The sequence below is a fragment of the Streptococcus mitis genome (genome assembly GCF_000722755.1).
Lineage (GTDB): Bacteria > Bacillota > Bacilli > Lactobacillales > Streptococcaceae > Streptococcus > Streptococcus mitis_CM.
Window position 1 is genome coordinate 80938 of sequence record NZ_JPFY01000010.1, and the last position, 21510, is coordinate 102447.

20 protein-coding genes and 1 riboswitch are annotated in these 21510 nt (G+C 41.2%); of the genes, 18 read left to right on the forward strand and 2 right to left on the reverse strand.

Going from position 1 to position 21510, the window contains the following annotated elements; translation table 11 throughout:
* Positions 1-8 precede the first annotated feature (8 nt).
* The 4 genes from SK578_RS01590 (at position 9) to SK578_RS01605 (ending at position 4192) form a co-directional block, all read left to right on the forward strand.
* Positions 9-935: an ATP-binding cassette domain-containing protein gene (locus SK578_RS01590; RefSeq protein ID WP_042750043.1), complete on the forward strand. Its 927-nt coding sequence runs from the start codon at positions 9-11 to the stop codon at positions 933-935.
* 558 nt (positions 936-1493) lie between these two features.
* Positions 1494-2471: an ABC transporter substrate-binding protein gene (locus SK578_RS01595; protein WP_042750044.1), complete on the forward strand. Its 978-nt coding sequence runs from the start codon at positions 1494-1496 to the stop codon at positions 2469-2471.
* Positions 2472-2482: 11 nt separating this feature from the next.
* Positions 2483-3376, forward strand: a complete 894-nt coding sequence (locus SK578_RS01600; RefSeq protein ID WP_042750045.1) for an ABC transporter permease — start codon at positions 2483-2485, stop codon at positions 3374-3376.
* A gap of 12 nt (positions 3377-3388) precedes the next feature.
* The gene (locus SK578_RS01605) at positions 3389-4192 is read left to right on the forward strand and encodes an ABC transporter ATP-binding protein (protein WP_042750048.1); all 804 of its coding nucleotides are present in this window, start codon (positions 3389-3391) and stop codon (positions 4190-4192) included.
* 43 nt (positions 4193-4235) lie between these two features.
* Here the strand turns inward: SK578_RS01605 and SK578_RS01610 are convergent, their stop codons facing one another.
* Together SK578_RS01610 and trkA are read right to left on the reverse strand one after the other, a co-directional pair.
* Complete coding sequence (locus tag SK578_RS01610) at positions 4236-5675, reverse strand: TrkH family potassium uptake protein (RefSeq protein WP_042750049.1); 1440 nt, start codon at positions 5673-5675, stop codon at positions 4236-4238.
* 3 nt (positions 5676-5678) lie between these two features.
* Positions 5679-7028, reverse strand: coding sequence for a Trk system potassium transporter TrkA (gene trkA / locus SK578_RS01615; RefSeq protein WP_042750050.1), 1350 nt, complete (start codon positions 7026-7028; stop codon positions 5679-5681).
* 188 nt (positions 7029-7216) lie between these two features.
* Between trkA and SK578_RS01620 the strand changes: the two genes are divergently transcribed.
* The 14 genes from SK578_RS01620 to rpsI form a co-directional block, all read left to right on the forward strand.
* Positions 7217-8065, forward strand: a complete 849-nt coding sequence (locus SK578_RS01620) for an SAM hydrolase/SAM-dependent halogenase family protein (RefSeq protein ID WP_042750051.1) — start codon at positions 7217-7219, stop codon at positions 8063-8065.
* 15 nt (positions 8066-8080) lie between these two features.
* Complete coding sequence (locus SK578_RS01625) at positions 8081-8626, forward strand: ECF-type riboflavin transporter substrate-binding protein (protein WP_042750053.1); 546 nt, start codon at positions 8081-8083, stop codon at positions 8624-8626.
* 168 nt (positions 8627-8794) lie between these two features.
* On the forward strand, positions 8795-10477 hold the full coding sequence (locus tag SK578_RS01630; RefSeq protein ID WP_042750054.1) for an ABC transporter ATP-binding protein: 1683 nt from the start codon (positions 8795-8797) through the stop codon (positions 10475-10477).
* Positions 10462-11292, forward strand: coding sequence for an energy-coupling factor transporter transmembrane component T family protein (locus SK578_RS01635; protein ID WP_042750056.1), 831 nt, complete (start codon positions 10462-10464; stop codon positions 11290-11292). Before SK578_RS01630 ends, SK578_RS01635 begins: the two co-directional genes overlap by 16 nt.
* 316 nt (positions 11293-11608) lie before the next feature.
* Positions 11609-12121, forward strand: coding sequence for a GNAT family N-acetyltransferase (locus SK578_RS01640; protein ID WP_042750059.1), 513 nt, complete (start codon positions 11609-11611; stop codon positions 12119-12121).
* A 283-nt stretch (positions 12122-12404) separates the two neighbouring features.
* Positions 12405-12908, forward strand: a complete 504-nt coding sequence (locus tag SK578_RS01645; protein ID WP_042750061.1) for a tRNA (cytidine(34)-2'-O)-methyltransferase — start codon at positions 12405-12407, stop codon at positions 12906-12908.
* A gap of 59 nt (positions 12909-12967) precedes the next feature.
* A riboswitch (FMN riboswitch) is annotated at positions 12968-13186 on the forward strand.
* 163 nt (positions 13187-13349) lie between these two features.
* Positions 13350-13913: an ECF transporter S component gene (locus tag SK578_RS01650; RefSeq protein ID WP_000185834.1), complete on the forward strand. Its 564-nt coding sequence runs from the start codon at positions 13350-13352 to the stop codon at positions 13911-13913.
* Positions 13903-14553 (forward strand): phosphatase PAP2 family protein, encoded by a 651-nt coding sequence (locus SK578_RS01655; protein WP_042750063.1) that lies wholly within the window; start codon positions 13903-13905, stop codon positions 14551-14553. The genes SK578_RS01650 and SK578_RS01655 overlap by 11 nt, the downstream gene beginning before the upstream one ends.
* A gap of 273 nt (positions 14554-14826) precedes the next feature.
* Positions 14827-15873 carry a phenylalanine--tRNA ligase subunit alpha gene (gene pheS, locus SK578_RS01660; RefSeq protein ID WP_042750065.1) on the forward strand — a complete coding sequence of 349 codons (1047 nt, stop codon included), beginning with the start codon at positions 14827-14829 and terminating at the stop codon, positions 15871-15873.
* A 120-nt stretch (positions 15874-15993) separates the two neighbouring features.
* On the forward strand, positions 15994-18399 hold the full coding sequence (gene pheT, locus SK578_RS01665) for a phenylalanine--tRNA ligase subunit beta (protein ID WP_042750066.1): 2406 nt from the start codon (positions 15994-15996) through the stop codon (positions 18397-18399).
* A 236-nt stretch (positions 18400-18635) separates the two neighbouring features.
* Positions 18636-19529, forward strand: coding sequence for an ABC transporter ATP-binding protein (locus tag SK578_RS01670; RefSeq protein ID WP_042750069.1), 894 nt, complete (start codon positions 18636-18638; stop codon positions 19527-19529).
* Positions 19526-20725 carry an ABC transporter permease gene (locus SK578_RS01675; RefSeq protein ID WP_042750070.1) on the forward strand — a complete coding sequence of 400 codons (1200 nt, stop codon included), beginning with the start codon at positions 19526-19528 and terminating at the stop codon, positions 20723-20725. Before SK578_RS01670 ends, SK578_RS01675 begins: the two co-directional genes overlap by 4 nt.
* Before the next feature lie 215 nt (positions 20726-20940).
* The gene (rplM, locus tag SK578_RS01680) at positions 20941-21387 is read left to right on the forward strand and encodes a 50S ribosomal protein L13 (RefSeq protein ID WP_001044624.1); all 447 of its coding nucleotides are present in this window, start codon (positions 20941-20943) and stop codon (positions 21385-21387) included.
* Positions 21388-21405: 18 nt separating this feature from the next.
* Positions 21406-21510, forward strand: a 105-nt coding sequence (gene rpsI, locus SK578_RS01685) for a 30S ribosomal protein S9 (protein WP_042750073.1), incomplete at its 3' end; no start/stop codon positions are given.

The following is a 21510-nucleotide window of genomic DNA, read 5'->3' on the forward strand; positions in this document are numbered from 1 at the left end:
GGAAGGAAATGTCTGAAAAATTAGTAGAAATCAAAGATTTAGAAATTTCCTTCGGTGAAGGAAGTAAGAAGTTTGTCGCGGTTAAAAATGCTAACTTCTTTATCAACAAGGGAGAAACGTTCTCGCTTGTTGGTGAGTCAGGTAGTGGGAAAACAACTATTGGTCGTGCCATCATTGGTCTAAATGATACAAGTAATGGGGATATCATTTTTGATGGTCAAAAGATTAATGGTAAGAAATCGCGTGAACAAGCTGCGGAATTGATTCGTCGTATCCAGATGATTTTCCAAGACCCTGCTGCAAGTTTGAATGAACGTGCCACTGTTGATTATATTATTTCTGAAGGTCTTTACAATCATCATCTGTTCAAGGATGAAGAAGAACGTAAAGAGAAAGTTCAAAATATTATCCGTGAAGTAGGTCTTCTTGCTGAGCACTTGACTCGTTACCCTCATGAATTCTCAGGTGGTCAACGTCAACGTATCGGTATTGCCCGTGCCTTGGTGATGCAACCAGACTTTGTTATTGCGGATGAGCCCATTTCAGCCTTGGACGTTTCTGTTCGTGCTCAAGTCTTAAACTTGCTCAAAAAATTCCAAAAAGAACTTGGCTTGACCTATCTCTTTATCGCCCATGACTTGTCGGTTGTTCGTTTTATTTCAGATCGTATCGCGGTTATTTACAAGGGTGTTATTGTAGAGGTTGCAGAAACAGAAGAATTGTTTAACAATCCAATTCATCCATATACTCAGGCTTTGCTTTCAGCGGTACCTATACCAGATCCAATCTTGGAACGCAAGAAGGTCTTGAAAGTATATGATCCAGATCAACATGATTATGAGACAGATAAGCCATCTATGGTAGAAATCCGTCCAGGTCACTATGTTTGGGCTAACCAAGCCGAATTGGCACGTTATCAAAAAGGACTAAACTAATAATGGTTTTATAATTTCCATGTCAATTTTTATGGAAATTATAAACCCTTTTTTGTTGGACTGATTTGAAAAGCTTTGAAAGCTCCCTGAAAGAATTTTCGAAAAATTTTAAAAAATTCTGAAATATTCTTGACAGCTGATAAAAAAGGTGGTAAGATAGGAAACATCAAAAAAGAAAGCAGAAAAAGAAATGAATAAGAGACAAGCTGTAACGATGAATCAAAACTTTTACTTTAGCTACTTTAGATAGTGTTTGTAGACATGTCACCATGGATGCAAACAGTTCAAGCAATTTGTTTGTATCTATGTGGCTAAGATTTTTGATTGTGGTCCATATAGATGAATATCTAAATGGACTAGCAAAGTTATAACTTGTTAGATTATTTCAAGCATCCGTTTAGGTATTATCTAGGCGGTTTTTTGTTTTATACTCTTCGAAAATCAAATTCAAACCACGTCAACGTCGCCTTGCCGTACTCAAGTACAGCCTGCGGCTAGTTTCCTAGTTTGCTCTTTGATTTTCATTGAGTTTTATCTTTTCTGAGAAGGAGTTTCATTATGAAAGTTGTTCGAAAATTACTAGCCCCTCTCTTGGTAGTGGGGATCCTCTTGATCTCTCTGATCAGCTTGCATCAGTTGAAGGCGGATAAGAAAAAAGATGTGTTTCGTATCGGTATTTCCCAGTTTATTACTCACCAGTCCCTAGACGCTACTAGAGAAGGTTTTGTGGATGAGCTGGCTAAGCAAGGCTATGTTGAGGGGAAAAATATCGATATTGATTTGCAAAATGCACAGGGTGAGCAAAGAAATCTAAAAACCATTTCCCAGCAACTAGCAGAATCTAGTGATGTCGTTCTAGCCATCGCAACGCCTTCTGCTCAGAGCTTGGCCAATACAACACAAACGACACCGGTTATTTTTTCAGCGGTAACAGATCCTGTCAGTGCCAAGTTGGTTGAGTCAAGAGAGCATCCTGGGGGCAATGTAACTGGGACAAGCGATCAGTCATCAGATGCCATTTCAACCCAAATCAATTTGATAAAGAAAGTGTTGCCAAAAGCTAAAACGATTGGAATCCTCTATACTCAGAGCGAGCCCAATTCAGTTGTCCAAAAGGATGAAGCTAAGCGACTTCTGGAAGAAAAAGGCTTTACCGTTGTTGAAAAAACAATCTTGGACAGTAACAACGTCAAGGTGGCAGCAGAGAGCTTGATGGCAGAGGTGGATATGGTTTTTGTGCCAACGGATAATATCATTTCGTCAACCATGGAAACAGTCAAGCAGGTTTCTATTAAACACAAGGTTCCAGTATTCGGTGGTTCAACAGAAATGATTGCTGTTGGTGGCTTGTATAACTACGGTACCAATTATGAAGAATTGGGGCGTCAGACAGCACGCATGTTGATTCGTGTCTTAAAAGGTGAAAAGCCAGAAAATATAGCAGTTGAGTTGCCTGAAAAACTGGAATTGCATACCAATCAAGAAATGGCAGATGCACTAGGAATTGATATTAGTAAGTTAGAAGGCAAGGAATAAGGAGGTTTAAGATGAATTTTGTGTTATCTAGTTTATCAGAAGGTTTGTTGTGGTCGATTATGGCGATTGGGGTCTACTTGACTTTCCGTATTTTGGATATTGCGGATATGACTGCTGAAGGAGCCTTTCCTCTGGGGGCAGCTGTCGTCGTATCACAGATACAGGCAGGGACAAATCCTTGGATTGCGACTTTACTTGCTTTGCTGGCAGGTATGGTAGCAGGTCTTGTATCAGGAATGCTCCACACCAAGATGAAAATCCCTGCTCTCTTGACAGGGATTGTGACCTTGACAGGGCTTTATTCAATCAATATTAAAATCATGGGTAGCGTGCCCAATCTTTCCTTGGGAGATTCTTCAACTGTCTTTAAACAATTGGCAATCTTAGGGCTGTCAAATGAAGAAGCTGTTTTCTCACTTAGTTTGGCCTGTCTCTTACTTGTTTGTTTGGTCTTGACTCTTTTGATGAAAACAGAGATTGGCTTGGTCTTGCGTTCGACTGGGGACAATATTCCGATGAGTGAGGCCAATGGGGTCAATGTAGACACCATGAAGATTGTTGGTTACATGATTTCAAACGGCTTGATTGCCCTATGTGGTTCCTTGTTTGCCCAAAATGATGGATTTTCAGATGTGACTTCTGGGACAGGAACTATCGTTGTTGGTTTGAGTGCAGTCATTATTGCGGAAGTCTTGATACACGACTTGACCATTGGAGGCCGCTTGTTATCCATCGGAATTGGTGCTATTGTATACCGTTTGATTATTTTAAATATCTATGAAATTCCAAATCTAGATCAAAACCTGGTTCGTCTCTTTAATGCAATCTTGTTAGCCTTAGTTTTATTTGCGCCAGAATTGCAAAAGAGATTAAAGATTCGTGGTCTAAAATTGAGAAATGAATAGGAGGAGAAAGTTATGGCAAGTTTGTTAACACTTGAAAATATTCACAAAACATTTGAAGCAGGGACGGTCAATGAGAACCATGTCCTCAAAGGATTAGATTTAGAGGTTGAAGAGGGAGATTTTATCTCTGTGATTGGTGGAAATGGAGCAGGGAAATCCACTTTGATGAATATCTTGGCTGGCAATCTATCGGTGGATGAAGGGGACCTTTTATTGGCAGGTAAATCCATTAAAAATCTGAGTGTAAGAAAGAGAGCCAAGGATATCGCCCGTGTTTTTCAAGATCCTAAGATGGGAACAGCTTCTCGTTTGACGATTGAGGAGAATATGGCTATTGCATTGAGACGCGGGCAGAAGAGAGGGCTTGGTTGGGGCGTGAAGGAGAAGAATAGAATCCAGTTCCAAGAGGCCTTGAAGGAGTTGAATATTGGTCTTGAAAACCGCTTAAAAGTAGATACTCAATATCTCTCAGGAGGACAAAGACAGGCTTTGACCCTAGTCATGGCAGCTCTAGTGAAACCCAAACTTTTGCTTTTGGATGAACATACTGCGGCACTTGACCCGAAAACTAGTCAAATGGTGATGGATTTGACGCAAAAAATTGTGGAACACCATCAGTTGACGACTTTGATGATTACCCACGATATGAACCATGCGATTGAGTACGGCAATCGTCTCATTATGCTCTATCAGGGTAAGATAGTGGTGGATGTCAAGGGAGAAGAGAAAAAGCATCTGACAGTTGAAGACCTCATGCATCTCTTCCAGAAAAATAGTGGCCAAAGTCTAGTCAGTGATGAATTGGTTTTGGGATAAAGAAAAACACCACACTTTGTAAGACACAAGGTGTGGTTGTATTTTATCTCTTAGACCAAGTTCTCTTCATAAAGAGAAGTAGGATTGGGTAAATCTCTAATCGACCTGCAATCATTGCAAAGGAGAGGAGAATTTTTGAGATAGGACTAAAGATTGAGAAACTAGAAGTGGTTCCTAGAATAGGTCCTATATTATTGAAACAGCTAAAGACAGCACTGGTCACAACCAGAAAATTGTTGCTATCTAGGCTGACAATAAAGATAAGGGATAGCAAAATCATAGAATAGATGACAAAGTACTTGAGAATCTTATGCTGGGTATCTTTGTCAATCACCGTTTTATTAACATGGAGGGTCAAAACACGGTGGGGCGATAGGATTGACAAAATTTGGTTTTTGGCAATTTTTGAAAGGATGAGGCCTCGAATAACCTTGAGTCCACCTGCGGTTGAACCAGCAGAACCACCGATTCCCATGAGGAAGAGAAGGATAAACTGGGAGAAGAGAGGCCAGTTGGTAATATCCCCGTAACCAAAACCAGTCGTTGTAATGATATTGGAAACCTGGAAGAAGGCCATTTCAAAGCTCTTGGAAAATCCTGAGTAGAGATAGAGGGTATTAAGGCTAATCAAGCCTGTAGAAACTAGCACGATGATCAAGTAAGCACGAAGTTCCTCGTCACCAAAGAAGGCTTTGACGCGACGGAGCATGAGGTAGTAGTAGAGATTGAAATTTACCCCAAAAACCAAAACCCCGATACTAACCAGATAGGTAATCAGTGAGCTACCATAGTGGGCAATTCCATCGTTATAGACTGTAAAACCTCCTGTACCTGCTGTTCCCATGGCAATGACAAAACTATCAAATAGGGGCATGCCAGCCAGATAATAGATGATGACAAAGAGGGAGAAGAGAGCTAGATAAAGGAGATAGAGAATCTGGGCAGTGTTTTTTAGTTTGGATACTACTTTACCAAAAACAGGACCAGGAACCTCAGCCTTCATTACTTCTAGGTGGCTATTCTTGGCATTATCCATAATAGCAAGCGCAAAAACAAGCACCCCCATCCCTCCAATCAAGTGGGTAAAACTTCGCCAGAAGAGGAGGGAACGACTGAGAACTGAAACGTCGTTCAGAATAGTTGCTCCAGTAGTTGTAAAGCCCGAACTGATTTCAAAAAAGGCATCGATAACGCTGGGAATTTGCCCAGCAAAAACAAAGGGGAGACCGCCAAAGAAAGACCAAAGGATCCAACAGAGGGCTACAATCAAGATTCCCTCTTTGGCGTAAATTCGTTGATTTTTGGGCTTTTGTAAAATTCCTGAACCGCCTAGTAATACGAGGATCCCTATTGTTGAAAAGAGGGCCGTAAAGACTTGGCTCGATTCACGGTAATAGACAGCGACAGACACAGGAACCAAAAGAAGAACAGCTTCAATCAAAAGTAATTTTGAAAGGAGGTAACGAATCATACTTTTATTCATTTCTTACCTCGCAATCAAGTCATAAATCTTGGTGATGTTTGGCAACAGGGTTGTTACTAGGAGCTTGTCTCCAACTTCCAGCATATCCTCCCCAGTTGGGAAAATAGTCTTGCCCTTTCGAATGATAGCTGCAATCAGAACCCCTTTTTTCAATTTCAGTTGAGAAAGAGGTTTGGCAGTCATTTTATTGGCTTCCTTGATATGGAATTGTAGGGTTTCGATTTGGCCATTGGCTAGATGGTGCATGGCCTGAAGGTCTGAATACTGGGCATTAACCCGACCACGAATAAAGTGCATGATTGTATCTACAGCGATGCTTTTAGGTGTGATGATACTTGAAAAATCAGGCGCATTGATAATCTCGAGGAGACTGGTACGATTGACCTTAGTAATATTTTTCTGCACACCTACCCTGTCAAGGAACATAGAGGTAATCAGATTTTCCTCATCGACCCCTGTTAGAGTCGCAACGGCATCATAGTTTTGAGCACTTTCTTCCAGCAGGATATCTTTTGCGGTACCATCTCCTTGAACGATGTAGAGGTTTGGGAATTTCTCGCTAAAGAAGCTAGCGATTTCAGGATTGATTTCAATAACCTTGGTATCGATACGACTGTCTTTGAGGATACCTAGTAGATAATAGGCAATTCTACCAGCTCCAACAATAAGAAGACTCTTCACGGCACGAGACTTGAAATAATTATGGAAGAGCATCATGTCAACACGGTTACCAGTGACAAAGATTCTATCTTTATCCTGTACAGTCATGTCACCGCTTGGAATGATAATTTGATGATCCCTCTCTATCGCACAGACAATGACATTGCCAAATTTTTTCCGAAAATCAGAAATGGGCATTTGGCAAAGACCACTGGAGGATTTAACAGTGAATTCCATCAAGCTGACCCGTCCACCAAAGAAACGTTCGACAGAGAGGGCGTTGGGGAAGTCAATGATATTCGCGATAGCACGAGCAGCCAAGAGCTCAGGGTTAACGATAAGAGAAAAACCGAGAATATTCTTTTCCTTGAAATAAGAGTTAGAATATTCAGGGTTCCGCACACGAACGATGGTCTCTTTAGCTCCCATTTTTTTGGCTAGAACAGCTGCAATCATGTTCACTTCATCGTATTCAGTCAGGGCGATAAAGATATCACAATCCTGGACACTGGCTTGCTCAAGGATGGTAAAATCGGCCCCGTTACCAAGGATGCCCATGATATCAAAGCGATTAACAATATGATTGAGAACAGCTTCGTCTTGCTCAATCAGCAAAACATCATGCTTTTCTGCAACCAAGGAGCGACAGAGGGCAGAACCAACTTTTCCCCCTCCGACAAGGATAATTTTCATAATAAAACCTACTTCTTCATTATGTAACTATCATACCTTTTTTCAAGAAAAAATGCACCTACTAGCTAATCACCAGAGTTTTTAGTAGGAAATTTGCTATAAGGTAAAACTATACCCTAAGCAATTGAAATAGCTATTAGCACCTTTCTCTGAAATATGGTATGATAAAGGATATACAAGGAGATAAAATGAATAATAATTTACTGGTATTACAATCAGACTTTGGTCTGGTTGATGGTGCGGTATCGGCTATGATTGGAGTGGCTTTAGAAGAATCTCTAACCTTAAAAATCCATCACTTGACGCACGATATCACGCCTTATAATATTTTTGAGGGGAGCTACCGTCTCTTTCAGACGGTGGACTACTGGCCTGAGGGAACGACTTTTGTATCGGTTGTCGATCCAGGTGTCGGCTCGAAACGTAAGAGTGTGGTTGCCAAAACTGCAAAAAATCAATACATTGTCACACCAGACAATGGTACTCTTTCCTTTATCAAGAAACACGTTGGTATTGTAGCTATTCGTGAGATTTCTGAAGTGGCCAATCGACGTCAAAATACAGAGCATTCTTATACTTTCCATGGTCGTGATGTTTATGCCTATACTGGTGCTAAACTAGCCAGTGGTCACATTACTTTTGAGGAAGTGGGACCAGAGCTCAGTGTGGATCGGATTGTGGAGCTTCCAGTTGTAGAGACTATCATAGAAGATCATTTGGTGAAGGGAGCTATTGATATTCTGGATGTGCGTTTCGGTTCGCTTTGGACCTCTATCACACGGGAAGAATTTTACAAGCTAGAACCAGAATTTGGTGATCGTTTTGAAGTGACCATCTATCATGCTGATATGCTGGTCTATCAAAATCAGGTTGTCTATGGCAAATCATTTGCTGATGTGAGAATTGGGCAACCCATCCTTTACATCAACTCTCTCTATCGTTTAGGTCTGGCAATTAACCAAGGTTCCTTTGCCAAAGCTTACAATGTGGGTGTCGGTTCATCTTGGACCATTGAAATAAAGAAAATAGAATCATAAAATAGGAGAATATAGATGAAAAATCAATCAATTAAACAAGTTGTTGCTATCGGTGTTGGGGCTGCCCTCTTTGTTGTCATCGGGATGATTAACATTCCGACACCTGTTCCAAATACAAGCATCCAGCTTCAGTATGCGGTACAGACCCTCTTGTCTATCATTTTTGGCCCTCTAGTGGGATTACTTGTTGGCTTAATTGGGCATGCGGTGAAGGACGCTATTGCTGGCTACGGTCTTTGGTGGACATGGATTATTGCTAGTGGTCTCTTTGGTCTAGTTGTAGGCCTCTTTAGAAAATACATTCGAGTAACTCAGGGTGTTTTTGAATTGAAGGATATTGTCTTCTTTAACCTCATTCAGATTATTGCAAATGCTCTTGTTTGGGGTGTCTTGGCACCACTTGGAGATGTTGTGATTTATCAAGAAGCGGCAGAAAAAGTATTTGCTCAAGGGATTGTTGCAGGTATTGGTAATGCTGTAACTGTAGCTATCGCAGGAACCCTTCTCTTGCTAGCTTATTCACGTACGCAGACTCGTTCAGGAAGTTTGAAAAAGGACTAAGATAAAGGAAAAGGCTGGGTGACCAGTCTTTTTCACTGTTTATTGGCTAGTCAGATAACCAGTCTAGGATAGGAATCTTGTTGGCGCTAAGATTTTAAGAGAAGAGACTGCAAGAAGGGGTTAATTTATGATAAAATAGAAGTCTAAGAAGCGAATGAAGAGAGTAAGATGAAAGAAGCTATAATTGAGTGGAAGGATTTCTCTTTCCGGTATGAAACACAACAAGAACCGACCTTGAAAGGAGTGGACTTGACCATTTACAAGGGAGAGAAAGTCTTAATTGTTGGGCCATCTGGGTCAGGCAAGTCTACCTTGGGTCAGTGTTTGAATGGAATTATTCCAAATATTTACAAGGGTCAGATGTCTGGAGAATTTTTGATCAAGGGGCAAGTGGCCTTTGATATGAGTATCTATGATAAATCTCATCTGGTTAGCACGGTTTTGCAGGATACAGATGGGCAGTTTATCGGTCTGTCTGTGGCAGAGGATTTGGCTTTTGCTCTGGAAAATGACGTGACAGCTCTAGATGACATGAAAAGTCGTGTTCATAAATGGGCTGAAAAGCTAGATCTTATTTCTTTACTGAATCAGCGTCCTCAGGATTTGTCCGGTGGACAAAAGCAGCGAGTCAGTCTGGCTGGTGTCTTGATTGATGAGAGTCCGATTCTTTTGTTTGATGAGCCGCTCGCCAATCTGGATCCCAAGTCAGGTCAGGATATTATCGAATTGATTGACCAGATTCATAAGGAGGAGGGGACGACGACCCTTATTATCGAGCACCGTTTGGAGGATGTTCTGCATCGCCCTGTCGATCGGATTGTCTTGATCAATGATGGTAGTATTCTCTTTAATGGGAGCCCTGACCAGCTACTGGCGACTGATTTATTGACCCAAAATGGAATTCGAGAACCCCTTTATCTAACCACTCTCCGTCAATTGGGTGTGGATTTAGTTAAGGAAGAACAATTAGCAGATCTAGATAGCTTGTCCATCTCAAAATGTCAGGTTCAGTTACAGACGGAATTGGCAAAAGAGACGTCAGAATTGCAGTCACTTTTTAGATTAGAGGATGTTTCTTTTGCTTATGATGATAGACCGATTTTAAAGTCCCTACATTTGGATATTAAAAAGGGTGACAAGATTGCCATTGTTGGGAAAAACGGAGCAGGGAAGTCAACTCTAGCCAAGACTTTGAGTAGCTTTATCCAGACGGAAGGTCGCTATCTGTGGGAAGGGCAGGATATCAAAGAAGATTCTGTTGCAGAGCGGGCGGAACGAGTAGGCTATGTGCTGCAAAATCCTAATCAAATGATTTCGACCAATATGATTTTTGATGAGGTGGCTCTGGGGCTTCGTTTGCGAGGTGTAGACGAGCAGGAAATTGAAACGAAAGTCTATGAAACCTTGAAAATCTGTGGTCTCTATGAATTCCGTAATTGGCCTATTTCTGCCCTGTCATTTGGTCAGAAAAAACGCGTCACTATTGCCTCGATTTTGGTCTTGGGGGCTGAAATTATCCTCTTAGATGAACCGACAGCAGGTCAAGACCAGAAGAACTATACTGAGATTATGGAATTTCTCGAAGAACTGCATCAAAAAGGGCATACGATTGTTATGATTACCCATGATATGCAATTGATGCTGGATTATTCAGACCGAGCTCTTGTCATGGTGGATGGGGAATTGATTGCCGATACTGATCCAGCTAGTCTGTTGAGCAATCCTGAGTTGTTAGTAAAAGCCAATCTAAAAGAGACCTCTATCTTCAACTTGGCTAAGAAACTAGACGTGGATCCACTTGCTTTAACGGCATTTTACAAAGAAAGGAGAGAAGGATGCAAGCTAAATTAATCGGTTACCAGCATAGAGATACTGTGATTCATCGCTTGTCAGGAGCTGGGAAACTCCTCTTTTTCATCCTCGTGTCATTGGCGGCCATGATTAGCTATGATACCAGACTGCTTGTGCTGATTGCAGTCTTTTCAGTCTTTCTCCTCTATTTGTCAGAAATTCGTTTTAAAGATGTTTCCTTTGTGGCAGTTTTTGCGACTGTATTTGCTGTTTTAAATGTCTTTATGGTCTATCTCTTTTCTCCTGAGTATGGGGTTGGACTTTACGGAGAGAGAAATGTGATTTGGCAGGGAATCGGTGCCTACACTTTGACCAGTCAAGAGCTCTTTTATCTGCTAAATCTGGCCATTAAGTATCTTTGCACCATTCCTCTAGCTATTATCTTTTTGATGACAACTCATCCTAGTCAGTTTGCTTCTAGTTTAAATCAAATTGGTGTGCCTTACAAGATTGCCTATTCTGTCAGCCTGACCTTGCGCTATATTCCAGATTTGCAGGAAGAATTCTTTACTATCAAGATGTCTCAGGAGGCGCGTGGGATGGAATTATCCAAGAAGGCTTCTCTTATGCAACGAATCAAAGGCAATCTGCGCATTATTACTCCCTTGATTTTCAGTTCCTTGGAACGCATTGATACCATTGCGACCGCCATGGAGCTTCGACGCTTTGGGAAAGAGAAAAAACGCACTTGGTATAGTTATCAGGCCTTGAAAAAAGGAGACTATCTTACCTTGCTCTTGGCAACCTTGTTTTTAGTAGCTAGTTTACTACTTATTTTGCAGAATCAGGGACGATTTTACAACCCTTGGAAATAGTATTGTCAAAGTTTTCATTAGATAAGTAAAGAGAAATTATTCTATAACTTTTTATTGATAGATTGTATGAGAAATAAAGTTAATAATTGTATGCTTGAAACTTTTTGACAAAATATGAATTAGTTTGTATATTTTACAGTAGAATTTACACTACAAAATCAAAGTTATTCAAATATAATCATTTTTAACTAAGTTCAGTGTCACAATGTAGAGACGATATAAAATAGTAAAAGTATTTAATTTAAATCGTGTTAATTTCATTTTGTATAAACATGGGAAAATATTGAATGTATATAATGACGGGAGATGATTTACAATGATAAGTTTAGAGCTGTTGTCTGAAGAAAATAGTTTAGACGTCTATTTTTTTGAAAAAGAGAATCAAGAGTATTTTGAGCGGAATTTACCTCCTAGACTAGCTAACTATTTTGATTTAGAAGGTTTTAAAGAAATTACGAGGGAATTGTTAAGGGAACAAGAGAATCATGATGTCTACATGCATCTTATTAGAGATGCACAAGGAGTTATGGTCGGAAGAATCAATTTGAGTGTTTTAGAGAATAATCGAAAAACAGCAGAGCTTGGGTATAGGATTGGGGAAAATGTTAGCAATTTAGGTTATGCCAGCGAAGCGGTTAAACTCGTTTTAGAAAAAGCCTTCACGACTTATGGTTTCAATAGAATCATTGCAGGAACGGCAACAGGTAATCTAGCCTCTCAGAGGGTGCTTTTAAAAAATGGCTTCATCTTTAGTAGGGTTATAGAAAATGACTTACAAATTCATAATGAGTGGCTTCATACAGCAGTATTTGAAATAACGAGGTCATAATATCATCATTCCCAGTCCACAGATAGGTATAAAAGAGTAAGCAATTTTTGCATATATTTAAGAATTTTCTCCTAGAAACCCCAAGAAATAGCTTGAAAAAATTGAAAAAATCAAGTCGTTTCTATTGACAATGATTCTGAAAGTGTTATACTAAGAAAGTAGTTTCGCTGATTTACTTCAAACCTGTTGTGAGGTAAGTTAACGATGCCTTAACCACGCTGTTTGCTGAGCTTGACTCCGGGCAGTGTGGCTATTTTTTTGCAATGGTGAAAGGAAGCAAGTCATGACAAATCACATTGTATTATTTGAACCTCAAATTCCACAAAATACAGGCAATATCGCGCGTACTTGCGCTGCGACCAATTCTCCCCTCCACATCATCAAGCCAATGGGCTTTCCTATTGATGACCGCAAGATGAAGCGAGCTGGATTGGATTATTGGGATAAACTAGAGATTTATTTTTACGAGAGTTTGGAGGATTTCATGTCTCAGATGAAGGGCAAACTCTATCTGATTTCGAAATTCGCGGAAAAAGTCTATTCTGAGGTGGATTTATCGACTGAAGAAGACCATTATTTTCTCTTTGGACGTGAAGACAAGGGTTTGCCTGAGGACTTTATGCGCGAACATCCTGAGAAAGCTCTCCGTATTCCTATGAATGATGAACATGTTCGCAGTCTCAATGTGTCTAATACCGTCTGCATGATTGTCTACGAAGCCCTCCGCCAGCAGAACTTTGCAGGTCTTGAGCTCATTCATACCTATGAAGTGGATAAATTGAAATAAAAAATGAAAATGAAAATGAACAAAATGCTTGCGCTTGCAAGCGTTTTTTGTTATGATAAAAGAGTCTTCAGGGCAGGGTGAAATTCCCGACCGGCGGTAAATTTGACTAGCTATTTTAGCTTTCTTGTCGTTGTCTTGTCTCGATATACTTTAAGTATTATCCTCTACTGCGACGCCTAGATAAATCTAAAATATCTTAGCCAAATAAGTCCGCGAGCGCAAGCTGATGTGGTGAGATTCCACAACCGACAGTATAGTCTGGATGGGAGAAGACGAAAGAATAGCTTTGTCTGTTCTGATAGATTTATAGCTAAACTGTAACCGCTTGCTTTAATTTCCTTAATAGAGTGAGAGGGAACTTTTGGGATATAAAAAGTGAGAATAGATAGAGGAATCCTTTCTAACTTCTTCTGATTTTATAGAAAATTGGAGGAACCTGTTATGACAAACACACGTCGACTTTCGACCATTGCGATTCTATCAGCCATCTCATTTGTGCTGATGTACTTTGACTTTCCGCTTTTGCCAGCGGCGTCTTTCCTCAAGATCGAATTTAGTATCTTGCCAGTTCTTGTGGGCTTGGTAGTCATGGATTTGCCTGCTGCTCTAGGAGTTCTCTTGCTTCGCTCACTCTTAAAATTGCTTCTTAATAGCCAGGGAGTGAATACCTACATTGGTTTGCCAATGAATATCGTAGCTTTGGGAGTTTTTGTCATTGTATTTGCTTTGATTTGGAAAAAGGAACGAACAACCCTTCGTTTCCTACTAGGCTCTCTAGCTGGGACTATTGGTTTAACCGTGGCTATGTTGGTTCTCAACTATGTTTACGCTGTTCCTTTGTACGCTAAGTTTGCTAACTTTGATATTGGAAAAATTTTGGGACTTTCCAACTACCTAATGACTATGGTGTTGCCTTTTAACTTGATTGAGGGTGTCATCTTTTCCGTTTCATTCTGGTTGTTGTATGTTCTCTTGAAACCAACCTTAAAACATTATGAAAGATAAACAAACATTTTTAATGAAGGGCAGTTTTGCCCTTTTACTTTTCGTTATTCTTGGCTATATGGTCAAATTTTACCCTGAAACGCTGGTCGGTTTTGACCAACCGATACAGACTGCCGTTCGAGGAGACTTGCCAGATTACTTGACTATTCTTTTCAGGGCCATCACACGCTTGATTGATATTCCAGTGATTATCACTTGGGTTGTCATTGCAGTTTTTGTTTTTTATCGTAAGCGGTGGAAGATAGAAAGTTTCTTCATGCTGGGAAATCTGGCTTTGACAGCTCTTTTAATCGTTACCTTTAAAAATATCTACCAGCGCCCACGACCAGCTATTTTACACTTGGTTGAGGAGAAGGGATTTTCCTTTCCAAGTGGCCATTCTCTGGCTGTAACCTTGATGGTTGGTTCTCTGATTGTCATTCTCAGTCAACGGATTAAAAATCCAGTCTGGAGAAAAATCGTGCAAATCGTCCTTGCTCTCTACCTAGTCAGTGTGTTGGTATCAAGGGTCTATCTGGGAGTTCACTATCCATCAGACGTCCTTGCCAGTCTCTGTGTGGGCTTGGGAGTCTTGTTTATCGAATTTCCCTTCTATGACAAGCTTCGCTTCCAATGGCGATTTAAAAGCAAGCAGAAGTGAGATAGGTCTTGCAAGAATGGTAAAAATCTGATAAACTAAGTAGTAATTGAATAGAAATCTGCAAGACTAGTAACTCAAGGGAAGTATATCAGGGAGGAGAGCCGTGACTGCAAGCTCTCTATATGAAAGCTGGGTGAATTCACTTGCGCATGGATTTAGAAATGAAGGTCTGACTTGTCAGATGAAAACGGATGGTACCGCGTGTCAACGCTCCGAGTGGAGTTTTTGGCATGTGGTTTTCTTTTTATCTGATAAGCGACTGATGGAGGAATTATGTCAACTATTGAAGAACAATTAAAAGCGCTTCGTGAAGAAACGCTGGCTAGCTTGAAGCAGATTACTGTTGAAAATGAAAAAGAGATGCAAGATTTGCGTGTCTCAGTCCTTGGGAAAAAGGGTTCACTTACTGAAATCCTCAAAGGGATGAAAGATGTCTCTGCTGAGATGCGTCCAATCATTGGGAAACACGTCAATGAAGCTCGTGATGTCTTGACAGCAGCCTTTGAAGAAACAGCTAAGCTCTTGGAAGAAAAGAAAGTCGCTGTACAATTAGCTAGCGAGAGTATCGATGTGACGCTTCCAGGCCGCCCAGTTGCGACTGGTCACCGTCATGTTCTCACACAAACCAGTGAAGAAATCGAAGATATCTTCATCGGTATGGGTTACCAAGTCGTGGATGGTTTTGAAGTGGAGCAAGACTACTATAACTTTGAACGTATGAACCTTCCAAAAGACCACCCAGCCCGTGATATGCAGGATACTTTCTATATCACAGAAGAAATCTTACTCCGTACTCACACGTCTCCAGTTCAGGCGCGTGCTATGGATGCTCATGATTTTTCTAAAGGTCCTTTGAAGATGATCTCGCCAGGGCGCGTCTTCCGTCGTGACACCGACGATGCGACTCACAGTCACCAGTTCCACCAAATTGAAGGCTTGGTAGTTGGGAAAAACATCTCTATGGCAGACCTTCAAGGAACGCTTCAGTTGATTGTGCAAAAAATGTTTGGTGAAGAGCGTCAAATTCGTTTGCGTCCATCTTACTTCCCATTCACAGAGCCATCTGTTGAGGTGGATGTTTCTTGCTTCAAGTGTGGTGGAGAAGGCTGTAATGTATGTAAGAAAACAGGTTGGATTGAAATTATGGGGGCCGGTATGGTTCACCCACGTGTCCTTGAAATGAGTGGTATCGATGCCACTGTTTACTCTGGATTTGCCTTTGGTCTTGGACAAGAACGTGTAGCTATGCTTCGTTACGGAATCAACGATATCCGTGGATTCTACCAAGGAGATGTCCGCTTCTCAGAACAGTTTAAATAAGATTGAAACCTGAAACACAGTCCTAGTCAGCTACTCTTGATGAGAAATGGTGAGGACTGACTCGAAGAAAAAGAAAGGAATTGAAAAGGTCTTACTTGGTGGGACCTTACAATTAGAATTATGCTTGTATCTTATAAATGGTTAAAAGAATTGGTGGACATTGATGTTCCATCACAAGAATTGGCTGAAAAAATGTCAACTACAGGGATCGAGGTAGAAGGTGTCGAATCACCTGCTGCTGGTCTCTCAAAAATTGTCGTCGGTGAGGTCTTATCTTGCGAAGATGTGCCAGAAACTCACCTCCATGTTTGTCAGGTTAACGTTGGCGAAGAAGAAGCACGTCAAATCGTTTGTGGTGCTCCGAATGTGCGTGCTGGTATCAAGGTTATGGTGGCTCTTCCAGGTGCTCGCATCGCTGACAACTACAAAATCAAAAAAGGAAAAATCCGTGGCTTGGAGTCACTTGGGATGATCTGTTCACTTGGTGAATTGGGAATTTCTGATTCAGTTGTGCCTAAGGAATTCACAGATGGCATCCAAATCTTGCCAGAAAATGCCGTTCCTGGGGATGAAGTCTTCTCATACCTAGACTTGGATGATGAAATCATCGAACTTTCTATCACACCCAACCGTGCGGACGCTCTTTCTATGCGTGGAGTAGCTCACGAAGTTGCAGCCATCTATGACAAGGCGGTCAACTTTAAAGAATTTACTCTTTCAGAAACTGACCAAGCTGCAGCAGATGCTCTTTCTGTGGGCATTGAGACAGACAAGGCGCCTTACTATGCAGCTCGTATCTTGGACAATGTTACTATCGCACCAAGTCCACAATGGTTGCAAAACCTTCTCATGAACGAAGGAATCCGTCCAATCAATAACGTAGTGGACGTGACCAACTACATCCTTCTCTACTTTGGTCAACCAATGCACGCCTTTGACTTGGATACCTTTGAAGGAAATGACATCCGTGTGCGTGAAGCGCGTGCTGGTGAAAAATTAGTGACCTTGGATGGTGAAGAACGTGAGTTGGACGTGAATGACTTAGTTATCACTGTCGCAGACAAGCCAGTAGCCCTTGCAGGTGTCATGGGCGGTCAAGCAACAGAAATCTCTGAGAAATCTAGTCGTGTCGTCCTTGAAGCTGCAGTCTTCAATGGAAAATCTATCCGCAAGACCAGTGGTCGCCTCAACCTTCGTTCTGAGTCATCTTCTCGCTTTGAAAAAGGTATCAATGTGGCAACTGTTAACGAAGCCCTTGATGCGGCAGCTAGCATGATTGCCGAACTTGCCGGTGCAACTGTGCGCAAAGGCATCGTTTCAGCGGGTGAACTTGATACCTCTGATGTGGAAGTTTCTTCAACCCTTGCAGACGTTAATCGTGTCCTTGGTACGGAGCTTTCATATGCTGATGTCGAAGATGTCTTCCGTCGTCTTGGCTTTGGTCTTTCTGGGAATGCAGACAGCTTTACAGTCAGCGTACCACGTCGTCGTTGGGATATCACAATCGAAGCAGACCTCTTTGAAGAAATTGCTCGTATCTATGGTTATGACCGCTTGCCAACCAGCCTTCCAAAAGACGATGGTACCGCTGGTGAATTGACAGCCACACAAAAACTCCGCCGTCAAGTTCGTACAATTGCTGAAGGAGCAGGTTTGACAGAAATTATCACCTACGCTCTAACAACTCCTGAAAAAGCAGTTGAGTTTACGGCTCAACCAAGTAACCTTACTGAACTCATGTGGCCAATGACAGTGGACCATTCTGTCCTCCGTCAAAATATGATCTCAGGTATCCTAGATACAGTTGCTTACAACGTGGCTCGTAAGAACAAAAACTTAGCCCTTTACGAGATTGGAAAAGTCTTTGAACAAACTGGCAATCCAAAAGAAGAACTTCCAAATGAAATCAACAGTTTTGCCCTTGCCTTGACAGGCTTAGTTGCTGAAAAAGATTTCCAAACAGCAGCAGTGCCAGTTGATTTCTTCTATGCTAAAGGAATCCTTGAAGCCCTCTTTGCTCGTTTGGGACTCCAAGTAACTTATACAGCAACATCTGAAATCGCTAGCCTTCATCCAGGTCGTACAGCAGTCATTTCACTCGGTGACCAAGTTCTTGGTTTCCTTGGTCAAGTACACCCAGTCACTGCTAAGGCTTACGATATTCCAGAAACTTATGTGGCTGAGCTCAACCTTTCAGCCATCGAAGTAGCCCTTCAACCTGCTGCTCCATTTGTGGAAATCACGAAATTCCCAGCAGTCAGCCGTGACGTTGCTCTTCTCCTCAAGGCAGAAGTAACTCACCAAGAAGTTGTAGACGCTATCCAAGCTGCCAGCGTGAAACGTTTGACAGATATCAAACTCTTTGACGTCTTCTCAGGCGAAAAATTGGGACTTGGTATGAAGTCAATGGCTTATAGCTTGACCTTCCAAAATCCAGAAGACAGCTTAACGGACGAAGAAGTCGCACGCTATATGGAAAAAATCCAAGCATCACTCGAAGAAAAAGTGAATGCAGAAGTACGTTAACTCATCAATCCATCCTTCGGGGTGGATTTTTGCTTTTCACATAACAATTCAGGATCAAAAATAGATAGTTGAGGAACAGAGAAGATAAATTGGAGTTTACCAGTGTATAATGTACTCATAACTCAAAGTACCCTAAGATTTTTTACTAACAATGAGGATGATAAAAATGGACAGAAATCATTGTAAAGGCTATCAAAAAGGAGTATAATGAGTGCAAGACATTTCGGAGGTGAAAGATGCTAGAAGTAAGAAGTCTAGAGAAAAGTTTTGGATCCAAGCAAGTTTTGTTTGGTATTAACTTTCAAGCGCGACCAGGTCGTATTTTGGGATTAGTAGGGAAAAATGGTGCTGGGAAGACAACGATTTTCCATAGTATTTTGAAATTTTTAGAATACCAGGGAGAAATCAGTCTAGATGGTCAGGATATTCGTCAAGAGACCTATGCTCGGATTGGATATCTGCCTGAAGAACGCAGTCTCATGCCTAAATTGACAGTCCTTGAACAAGTTCGTTACTTGGCGACTCTAAAAGGTATGGATGCCAAGGAGATCAAGGAAAAACTCCCTCAATGGATGAAGAGGTTGGAAGTCAAAGGAAAGCTGACTGATAAAATCAAGAGTCTGTCAAAAGGAAATCAGCAGAAGATTCAGCTGATTATTACTCTGATTCATGAGCCAGACTTGATTATTTTGGATGAGCCTTTCAGTGGATTGGACCCAGTTAATACAGAATTGCTCAAACAAGTCATTTTTCAAGAAAAAGAACGTGGGGCAACCATTATCTTTTCTGACCATGTCATGACCAACGTCGAGGAGCTTTGTGACGATATTCTCATGATTCGAGATGGCCGTGTGGTCTTGCATGGGCCAGTTCAGGATGTCCGCAATCAATACGGGAAAACGCGTCTCTTTGTTTCAAGTGAGCGAAGCAAGGAAGAATTGGAAAACCTTCCTCATGTCAAACAGGTGAGCTTGACCAAACAAGGCAGTTGGAAATTGATCTTGGAGGATGAGAGTGCTGGAAGGGAACTCTTCCCAATCTTGACTCAGGGGCAATACATCGCAACCTTTGACCAACAAGCGCCAACAATTGATGAAATCTTTAAACTAGAATCAGGGGTGGAAGTATGAGCAATATGTGGGTTGTAATGAAGGAAACCTATCTTCGACATGTCAAATCGTGGAGTTTCTTCTTTATGGTGATTTCACCATTCTTGTTTATCGGTCTCTCTGGAGGAATTGGCTATCTCCAAGGCTCTTCTATGGCTAAAAATAGTAAGATAGCAGTAGTAACAACTGTGCCATCTGTGGAAGATGGGCTCAAGGGTACTAATGGTATCAACTTTGATTATAAGGATGAAGCCAGTGCCCAAGCTGCTATCAAAGATGAGAAAATCAAGGGTTACCTAACTATTGATCAAGAGGATAGTGTCCTCAAGGCCGTCTATCATGGTGAAACTTCTCTTGAAACAGGCATCAAGCTAGCAGTAACCAATAAGCTTAACGAACTGCAATACCAACTCAATCGATCGGCAGCCAATTTGTCACAAGAACAGGAAAAACGCTTGAGTCAAACCGTTGATTTTACTGAGAAGATTGATGAATCTAAGGAAAACAAAAAAATTGTTCAAACCATTGCGGCCGCAGGGCTTGGTTTCTTCCTCTATATGATTTTGATTACCTATGCTAGTGTCACTGCCCAGGAAGTAGCTAGTGAGAAAGGAACCAAAATCATGGAGGTGGTCTTCTCTAGTATCCGAGCTAGCCATTATTTCTACGCTCGCATGCTGGCTCTGCTTCTTGTGATTTTGACCCATATTGGCATTTACGTCGTGGGTGGACTTGCTGCCATTCTTCTCTTTAAAGACCTACCAATCTTGGCACAATCTGGTATTTTAAACCATATAGGAGAGGCTTTCTCGCTCAACACCTTATTGTTTGTCTTGGTTAGCCTCTTTATGTACGTTGTTTTAGCAGCCTTCCTAGGCTCTATGGTTTCTCGCCCTGAGGATGCAGGAAAAGCCTTGTCGCCTTTGATGATTTTGATTATAGGTGGTTTTTTTGGAGTGACAGCTCTAGGTGCAGCTGGTGACAATCTCATCTTGAAGATTGGTTCATATATTCCCTTTATTTCGACTTTCTTCATGCCGTTTAGAGCTATTAATGGTTATGCAAATGGGTTAGAAGCTTGGATTTCGCTTGCTATTACGATTGCTTTTGCAGTAACGGCAACAGTCTTTATCGGACGCATGTATGCTAGTCTCGTTCTGCAAACAGATGATTTAGGTCCTTGGAAAACCTTTAAACGTGCCTTATCTTATAAATAGAAGAGCCTCGCATAAGCGAGGTTTTTTAGAGATAAAAAGAGTGGAATTCAGAAAAATATTTTTCATATCTATTGACTTTTAGGGGTGAAATTTGGTATTATAGTAGGCGGTATTGTTTACCCCATTTGAAAGGCCCCGGAACCTTCCAAATACTTTTCGATGGGAAGGAACACCCATCACCGTAAACAAAAATCGAACTATATATAGGAGAAATCATGAACAAAACAACATTTATGGCTAAACCAGGCCAAGTTGAACGTAAATGGTACGTAGTTGACGCAACTGATGTACCACTTGGACGTCTTTCTGCAGTAGTTGCTAGCGTACTTCGCGGAAAAAACAAACCAACATTTACACCACACACTGATACAGGTGACTTTGTGATTGTTATCAATGCTGAAAAAGTTAAATTGACTGGTAAAAAAGCAACTGATAAAATCTACTACACTCACTCAAACCACCCAGGTGGATTGAAACAAATCTCTGCAGGTGAGCTTCGTTCTAAAAATGCAGTACGTTTGATTGAGAAATCAGTTAAAGGTATGCTTCCACACAATACTCTTGGACGCGCTCAAGGTATGAAGTTGAAAGTATTTGTTGGAGCTGAGCACACTCACGCTGCACAACAACCAGAAGTTCTTGATATTTCAGGACTTATCTAAGGAAAGGAACAATAAAGTATGTCACAAGCACAATATGCAGGTACTGGACGTCGTAAAAACGCTGTTGCACGCGTTCGCCTTGTTCCAGGAACTGGTAAAATCACTGTTAACAAAAAAGATGTT